2 protein-coding genes are annotated in these 9,097 nt (G+C 75.2%); both read left to right on the top strand.

Features of this window, described 5'->3' with window-relative positions; translation table 11 throughout:
* On the top strand, positions 1–3,042 hold a 3,042-nt coding region (locus G3I41_RS07480), incomplete at its 5' end, for an AMP-binding protein (protein WP_164399515.1).
* A partial coding sequence (locus G3I41_RS07475) for a non-ribosomal peptide synthetase (RefSeq protein WP_164399514.1) occupies positions 3,039–9,097 on the top strand: 6,059 nt, incomplete at its 3' end. The genes G3I41_RS07480 and G3I41_RS07475, both read left to right, overlap by 4 nt.

Here is a 9,097-nt window from a genome sequence, read left to right as displayed (position 1 = left end):
TGGCCGGCCGGACGCGGGGCACCACCGGCCGCCGGCGCGCCGGGCCCGGACGACGCCGCGTACGTCATCCACACCTCGGGCTCCACCGGCCGGCCCAAGGGCGTCGTCGTCACCCACGGCGCGCTGACCAACCACATGGCCTGGATGGCCGGCCACTTCGCCCTCACCGACGACGACCGCGTCCTCGCCCGCACCTCGCCCAGCTTCGACGCCTCCGTGTGGGAGACCTGGCTGCCCCTGCTGCACGGCGGCGCCACCTGCCCCATGCCGGCCGCGCTCAACCACGACCCGGCCGGGCTGCTGGCCCGGATGCGCGACGAGGGCGTCACCCTCGCCCAGTTCGTCCCCTCCCACCTCGCACTGCTGCTCACCGAGACCGGGACCGAGGCGGCGCCCCCGGCGCTGAGGGCCGTCGCCTGCGGCGGTGAACCCCTGACCCGCGCCCTGGCGGCCCGGGCCGCCACGGCCTGGGGCGCCGAGGTGCACAACCTCTACGGCCCGACCGAGACCACCATCGACGCCACCGCCCACCACGTCACCGCTAGGGCGTGTTTCGAAAGTCCCGCCTGTCCGGCGACGCCTGGCACGCACGCTCGCCGCGTTGTCGGGATCGCCCCGATACAACCAGTATCGGGGCGACCCTCCGCCTTGCGATCGCACGCACCAGACGCCGCCGGACCCGCCCTGCGGGCGGACGGCGCTACTTTCGAAACACGCCCTAGGGGAGAAGAAGGCGGCGTTCCGCTCGGCCGTCCCATCGACAACACCCGCGCCCACGTCCTGGACGCCGTGCTCCAGCCCGTACCGGCGGGTGCGACCGGCGAGCTGTACCTCGCCGGTGACGGCCTCGCCCGCGGCTACCTCGGCCGGCCCGGGCTCACCGCCACCCGCTTCGTCGCCGACCCCTTCGGCCCGGCCGGCAGCCGCATGTACCGCACGGGCGACCTCGTCCGCCGGGACGCCGACGGGCTCCTCCACTACGTCTCCCGCGCCGACGACCAGGTCAAGCTGAACGGCTTCCGCGTCGAGCTCGGCGAGATCGAGGCGGCACTCACCGCCATCGACGGCATCACCTCCGCCTGCGCCCTCGTCCGCGAGGACCGGCCCGGCGAACGGCGCCTGACCGCGTACACCGTGGGCGCCCGCCTCACCGACGGCGCACTGCGCAGCCGGCTCGCCACGAGCCTGCCGCCGTACATGGTGCCCGCCGCCTTCGTGGCCCTGGAAGCGCTGCCGCTCCTGCCCAACGGCAAGACGGACCGCGCGGCCCTCCCCGCACCGGAGCGCCCGGACGCCGCCCGGCCGGGCCGCGAGCCCCGCACCGCGCCCGAACGCGTCCTCTGCGAGGCGTTCGCCTCCGTACTGCGCGCCCCCGCCGTCCGGACCGACGACGACTTCTTCGCGCTCGGCGGCGACAGCATCCTCTCCATCCAGCTCGTCAGCCGCGTCCGGGAAGCCGGCCTCGCCGTCACCCCCCGGGACGTCTTCGTCCACCGCACCCCCGAGGCGATCGCGGCCATCGCCGCACCGCTGGACGGCACCGCCGGCGAACCGGACGGCCACGGCACCGGCACGATGGATCCGACCCCCATCGCCGCCTGGTTCCTGGAACGCCCCGGCACCACCGACGGCTACAACCAGTCCGGTGCGCTGAGCACCCCCGCCGGTGCCCGCGAGGACACCCTCGTCGCCGCGCTCCAGCTCCTCGCCGACCACCACGACATGCTCCGCCTGCGCGTCACCCGTACCGCCGGGGGCGACCCCGTACTCGAGACGCTGCCGCCCGGCGCCGTCACGGCCCGGAACCGCCTCACCCGCATCGACATCGCCGGGCTCGACACCGACGCCGCCCGGGCCGCGCTCACCGAAGCGGGCGAACGGGCCCGCCGACGCCTGCGGCCCTCCGCCGGCGCGGTCTTCGAGGCCGTCTGGGGCGACGCCGGACCCGGTGCGCGCGGGCGGCTGCTCCTCGTCGTGCACCACCTCTCCGTCGACGCCGTCTCCTGGCGCGTCCTCGCCGACGACCTCGCCCACGCCTGGCGGGTGGCCACCGGCACCGCATCCGCGCTGCCCGCCGCCACCACCTCGTACCGGCGCTGGTCCCAGCTCCTCGCCGAACAGGCCCGCACACCGGCCCGCACCGGGGAACTGCCCCTGTGGGAGGAGGTGCTGAGGACGCCGGACCCCCAGCTCGGATACCGGCCGCTCGACCCCTTCCTGGACACCGCGGACGGCACCCGCACCCTCACCACCCAGCTGCCCGCCACCTGGACGAAGCCCCTCCTCACCACCGTTCCCGGCGCCTTCCACGCCGGAGTCGACGACATCCTGCTCACCGCGCTCGCCCTCGCCGTCAACACCTGGCGGGGCCGCCCGGACACCGCCGTACTGCTCGATCTGGAGAGCCACGGCCGGGAGCAGATCGCCGACCACATCGACCTGTCCCGCACGGTCGGCTGGTTCACCAGCCTCTACCCCGTCCGGCTGGACCCGGGGCCCCTGGACGTCCGCGACCCGGCACGCTTCGGTCCCTCGCTCGTTGAACGCGCAGTGAAGCGCGTCAAGGAACAGCTGCGCGCCGTCCCCGACCACGGCATCGGCCACGGCATGCTGCGCCACCTCAACCCGGCCACGGGCCCCCGCCTGGCCGCCCCCGCACCCCAGATCGGCTTCAACTACCTGGGACGGTACGCGGCCCCGGGCCAGTCGGCGGACGGCGACTGGGAGGTCCTGCTCGACGGTGGCGGGCCCCGCAGCCAGGACCCCGACATGCCCGTGCACCACGTCCTCGACATCAACGCGCACACCGAGGACCTCCCCGAAGGCCCCCGCCTCGTGGCCCGCTGGACCTGGCCCAGCGACCTGTTGAAGGAGGAGGACGTGGGCGCGCTCGCCGAGGCGTTCAACCGCGCCCTGCGCGCCGTCGCGGAACACGCCGAACAGCCCGGAGCAGGCGGCTACACGCCGTCCGACCTTCCCCTGGTCTCGCTCAACCAGGCCCAGATCGACCGACTGCAGAACAAGTGGGGTGGACGCAAGTGAACGGGTTCCAACTGGAGGACGTACTCCCGCTGACGCCGCTGCAGGCCGGGATGTACTTCCACGCCCTGTACGACTCGCACGCCGTGGACGTCTACACCGCGCAGTTCGTCTTCGACCTCGAAGGCCCCGTCGACGTTCCCACCCTGCGCGCCGCCGTCGCCGGCCTCCTCCGCCGCCACGCCAACCTGCGCGTCGGCTTCCTCCACGAGGACCTGGACGAACCCGTGCAGGCGGTCGCGGCCGAGGTTCCCGTACCCCTGGAGGAACTGGACCTGACCGGCGCCGACGAGGTGCCCGACCGGCTCACCGCCTTCCTCGCCGCCGACCGCACCCGCCGCTTCGACCTGGCGACCCCGCCCCTGATGCGGTTCACCCTCGTACGGACCGCGCCGGACCGGCACCGCCTGGTCATGACGAGCCATCACATCCTTTTCGACGGCTGGTCGCTGCCCCTGCTCGTACGCGAACTCTTCGAGCTGTACGCGGCCGGCGGCGACGACGGCGCACTGCCGCGCGTCACCCCGTACCGCGCCTATCTCGTCTGGCTCTCCCAGCAGGACCGCGCCGCCGCCCTCGACACCTGGTCCGCCGCCCTCGCCGGCATCGAGGCGCCCACCCTCCTCGCGGAGCGGGACGGCCCGAACGGTGCCGCCGAACTGCCCGAGACGCTCGTCCTCGACCTGGACGCGGCCGTCACGGACCGGCTGCGCGAGACGGCCCGCGCCCACCGCCTCACCCTCAACACCCTGGTCCAAGGCGCGTGGGGACTGCTGCTCGGCCACCTCACCGGCCGGTCCGACGTGGTGTTCGGCACCACCGTGTCCGGGCGCCCGCCGGAGCTCGCCGGCGTCGAATCCATGGTCGGCCTGTTCATCAACACCGTGCCCGTGCGGACCGGCCCCGCGTCCGGCGAGACCCTGGCGGAGTTCCTGACCCGCCTCCAGGCCGAGCAGGGCCGGCTCCTCGGCAGCCAGCACGTCGGCCTCAGCGACATCCGGGGCGTCACCGGACTCGACGAACTCTTCGACACCCTCGTCGTGTTCGAGAACTACCCGATGGACGCCGAGGCCCTGCGCACCGCCCAGCGCGGACTGCCCGGCCTCGCCGTCACCGGCTTCAGCGGCACCGACGCGGCCCACTACCCGCTCACGCTCACCGTCGCCCCCGGCGACACCCTGCGGATCACCTTCGGCTACCGGGCCGCCGTGCTCGACCGCCAGGAGGTGGCCGAGACCGTCTCGCGCATGCGGCAGCTGCTGACGGCCATGGCCCAGGACCTCGGCCGGCGCGCCGACACCGCGCCCTTCCTGCTCGACGGCGAACGCGAGGAGCTGATCGCCCGGGGGACCGGCGCTGCCCTGCCCAGTGGCACCACGGCCCTGAGCATCCCGGAGACCGTCGCCGTCCGGGCCGCCCGCCACCCGGACGCGGTGGCCGTCTCCGGCGCCGGCGAGGAGCTGACGTACGCGCGGCTCACCGGCCTCGCGGACCGGCTCGCCGCCGCCCTGACCGGTCTCGGGACCGGGGCCGAGGACGGCGTCGGCATCCTCGTCGCCCGCTCGGCCGCCACCGTCACCGCCTCGCTGGCCACCCTGCGCGCGGGCGGAGCCTATGTACCGCTCGACCCCCGCTGGCCGACCGAGCGGCTCAACCGGGTCACCGAGGTCGTCCCCCTGCGCGTACTCGTCGTGGACGGGACCACCGCCTCGCTGCCGTGGGTCCGCCAACTCGGCCCGGACACCGCCGTCCTGACCGTCGACAGCGCCGGCCGCGTCCTCGCCGGCGGCCCCGCCGCCCCGGGCCCGCTCCCCACCGCACCGGGCGGCGACCGGCTCGCGTACGTCATGTTCACCTCCGGGTCCACCGGGCTGCCCAAGGGCGTCGGCGTCAGCCACGGCGACATCGCGGCCCTGGCCGCCCACCACGGCTGGGACGGCGCCGCCGACGCCGTCCTGCTGCACTCCGCGTACGTCTTCGACGCCTCGACCTTCGAGCTCTGGGCCCCGCTCCTGCGCGGCGGACGCGTCGTCGTCGCCCCGGAGGGCCCGCTCCAGCCCGACACCCTGCGGGAGCTGGTGACCCGGCACGGCGTCACGGCCGCCTTCCTGACGACGGCCCTCTTCAACGTCCTGGCCGAGACCGACCCCGGCTCCCTCGGCCACCTGCGCCTGGTCGCCGCCGGCGGTGAGGCCGCCGCGCCCGGGGTCATGCAGCGCGTCGCCGCCGCCCACCCCGGGACGACCGTCCTGCACGTGTACGGACCCACCGAGACCACCACCTTCGCCACCGCCCACCACGTCCGCCCCGACCACACCCCCGGCGGCGCCCCGCCCATCGGCCACCCGCTCGACGGCATGCGCGCCTACGTCCTGGACGCCGCCCTGAGCCCCGTCCCGCCCGGCGCCGAGGGCGAGCTCTACCTCGCGGGCCCCGGCGTCGCCCGCGGCTACCTCGGCCGGGCAGCCCTCACCGCGACCCGCTTCGTCGCCGACCCCTTCGCGGGCGACGGGGCACGCATGTACCGCACCGGCGACCTGGTACGCCAGGACGCCGAGGGCACCGTGCGTTACGTCGCCCGGGCCGACCAGCAGATCAAACTGCGCGGCCACCGCATCGAACCCGCCGAGATCGAAGCGGTCCTGCGCGACCACCCGGCGGTACGCGCCGCCTGCGTCCTCGTCCGCGAGGACCTGCCCGGCGATCGCACCCTCACCGCCTACGTGGTCCTCGCCCCCGGTGAGACCCCCGACCCGGGGCTGCTCGCCGCACACGTCGGGCGGCTGCTGCCCCCGTACATGGTCCCGGCCGTCGTCCAGCCGCTGGACGCCCTGCCCCTGACCCCCAACGGCAAGATCGACCGGGCCGCCCTGCCCGCGCCCACCGCACCGCGCACGGCGGCGGGGCGGGCACCGCGCAGCGCCATGGAGGAGATCCTGGCCGGGCTGTTCGCCGATGTGCTCGGCCTGGACCGGGTCGGCACCGACGACAGCTTCTTCGCCCTCGGTGGCCATTCCCTGCTCGCCACCCGCCTCGTCGGCCGCATCCGCACCGCCCTGCACACCGAGACCGACATCCGCACCCTGTTCGAGCACCCCACCGTCGCCACGCTCGCCACCGCCCTGGAGGGCGCGGAGGGCGGCACCCGCCCCGCCCTGGTCCCGCAGCCACGCCCCGCCGAACTCCCGCTGTCGTACGCCCAGCAGCGGCTGTGGTTCCTGCACCGGCTCGACGGGCCCTCCGCCACGTACAACATCCCTCTCGCCGTACGCATCGACGGACCGCTCGACGCCGACGCCCTGTGCACCGCAGTGGCCGACGTCATCGCACGGCACACCGCCCTGCGCACCGTCTTCCCGGAGGGCGAGGACGGGCCGTGCCAGCACATCACCGCGCCCGGCGACGTCGTCATCCCGTTCGCCATGGAGAGCGTCGAGGAGGCGAAGCTGCGCCACCGCGTCGCCGCCGCCACCGCCGAGGCCATCGACATCGAGCGCAGCCTGCCCCTGCGCGCCACCCTGCTCCGCCTGGGCCCCGACGCCCACGTCCTGGTGCTCGTCGTCCACCACATCGCGGCCGACGGCACCTCGCTCGCGCCCCTCGCCCACGACCTGGGCCTCGCCTACCGCGCCCGCGCCCGGGGCGAGGAGCCCAACTGGGCACCGCTGCCCGTCGACTACGCGGACCACACCCTCTGGCAGCGCGACCTGCTCGGCGACGAGAAGGACCCCGACAGCCTCGTCTGCCGGCAGCTCTCCCACTGGCGGCACGCGCTGGACGGGCTGCCCGAGGCGATCGAACTGCCCTGGGACCGGCCGCGCCCCGCCACCTCCCGGCACACCGGGGCCACCCTCGGCTTCTCCGTCGACCGCGCCACCGCCCGCCAAGTCATGGAGCTCGCCCGCGCCTGCGGTTCCAGCGCCTTCATGGTCCTCCAGGCCGCCCTGGCGACGGTCCTGTCCCGGCACGGCGGCGGCGAGGACATCCCCCTGGGCACCGCCGTCGCCGGACGCACCGACGAGGCGGCGAACGGTCTCGTCGGCTTCTTCGTCAACACCCTCGTCCTGCGCACCGACCTCAGCGGCGACCCCACCTTCCGTGAACTCCTCGGCCGGGTGCGGGAATTCGACCTCGCCGCCTACGCCCACCAGGACGTGCCCTTCGAGCGGCTGGTCGAACTCCTCAACCCCGCGCGGGCCCAGAGCCACCACCCGCTCTTCCAGACCATGCTGATCCTCCAGAACCAGGCGCCCGCCGCCATCGACCTGCCCGGCCTCACCGTCACCGGGGTGCCCGCCGAGGCGGAGGTCAGCAAGTTCGACCTGTCGTTCGCCCTCACCGAGACCTACGACGACACCGGCGCACTCGACGGCATGCGGGGCACCGTCGACTACGCCACCGAGCTCTTCGACGCGCCCACCGTCCAAGGGCTCACCGACCGGCTCGTCCGGCTCCTGGGCGCCGTCACCACCGACCCCGACCGCCCCCTGCACACGTACGACCTGCTCACCCCCGCCGAGCACGACCGCCTCACCGCCCTCGGCACCGGGCCCGCCGACGGCCCGCCCCCCACGACGGTCCCCGCCCTCTTCGAGGAACGGGCCCGGCGCACCCCCGCCGCCCCGGCCGTCCGCGACGCGCACACCACCCTCACCTACGGCGAACTCGACGCCCGCGCCGACGCGCTGGCACGCCACCTCACCGAACGGGGCGTGGGACCCGAGGACCGGGTGGCCGTCGCCCTGCCCCGGACGTCCGAGCTCGTCGTGGCCCTGCTCGGCGTCCTCAAGGCGGGCGCCGCCTATGTGCCGCTGGACCCCGACTACCCGGCCCAGCGCCTGTCCTACATGCTGGACGACGCGCGCCCCCGCCTGCTCCTCACCACCCCGGAACTCCACCGCCGACTGCCCGCGCACCCGGTGGCGCACCTGTACACCGACGAACTCGCCGCAAGCGGCGCCACGACGGCACCTGTGCGCATCGACCCGGCCCACCCCGCGTACGTCATCTACACCTCGGGTTCCACCGGCCGCCCCAAGGGCGTCGTCGTCACGCACCGGGGCGTGCGGGCGATGGCCGCGACGCAGAGCGAGCGGCTGGGCGTCGGACCGGGCAGCCGGGTGCTGCACATGGCGTCGGTCAGCTTCGACGCCGCGTTCTGGGAGCTGTGCATGGGGCTGCTGACCGGCGCCTGCCTGGAGATCGACACCCGCGACGCCCTGCTGCCGGGGCCGGCCCTCGCCAGCCTGGTCCGCGACCGGGGCGTCACCCACCTCACCATCCCGCCCGCCGCCCTCGCCGTGATGCCCCCGGACTCCCTGCCCACCGGCCTCACCATGGTCCTCGCCGGAGAGGCGTGCCCGCCCGCCCTCGTCCACGCCTGGGCCCGGGACCGCTTCCTCGTCAACGCCTACGGCCCCACGGAGACCACCGTCTGCGCCACCATGAGCGCCTTCCAGCGCGCGGAAGGGCCCCTCGCCCCCGACCGCACCGTCCCCATCGGCGCCCCCGTGGACGGCACCCGCGTGTACGTCCTGGACGACCGGCTGGCCCCCGTTCCGCCCGGCGTCACCGGCGAGTTGTACGTGGCCGGCGAGGGCGTCGCACGCGGCTACCACGGCCGGGCCGGCCTGACCGCCACCCGCTTCGTCGCCGACCCCTTCGACCGCGCGGGCGGCCGGATGTACCGCACCGGGGACCTGGTGCGGTGGACGCCCGACGGGCGCCTCCTCTACGTCTCCCGCGTGGACGACCAGGTCAAGCTCCGCGGCTTCCGCATCGAACTCGGCGAGATCGAGGCGGCGCTCGCCTCGCACCCCGGGATCGCCGCCGCCTGCGTCACCGTCCGAGAGGACCGCCCCGGCGACCGGCGTCTCGTCGCCTACACCGTGCCCGCCGCCGGCGGTGCCGCCCCCGACTGGGCCGGACTGCGCGCCCACCTCGCCGCCACCCTGCCGGAACACATGGTGCCCGCCGCCCACGTCCGGCTCGACGCGTTCCCCGTGACGCCCAACGGCAAGACCGACCGGCGCGCGCTGCCCGCCCCGGAGAGCCCGGC

It is taken from the genome of Streptomyces sp. SID9727 (assembly GCF_010550605.1).
Taxonomy (GTDB): domain Bacteria; phylum Actinomycetota; class Actinomycetes; order Streptomycetales; family Streptomycetaceae; genus Streptomyces.
The sequence above is the reverse complement of the archived record's forward strand: the minus strand, read 5'-3'. Positions and strand labels throughout refer to the sequence as shown.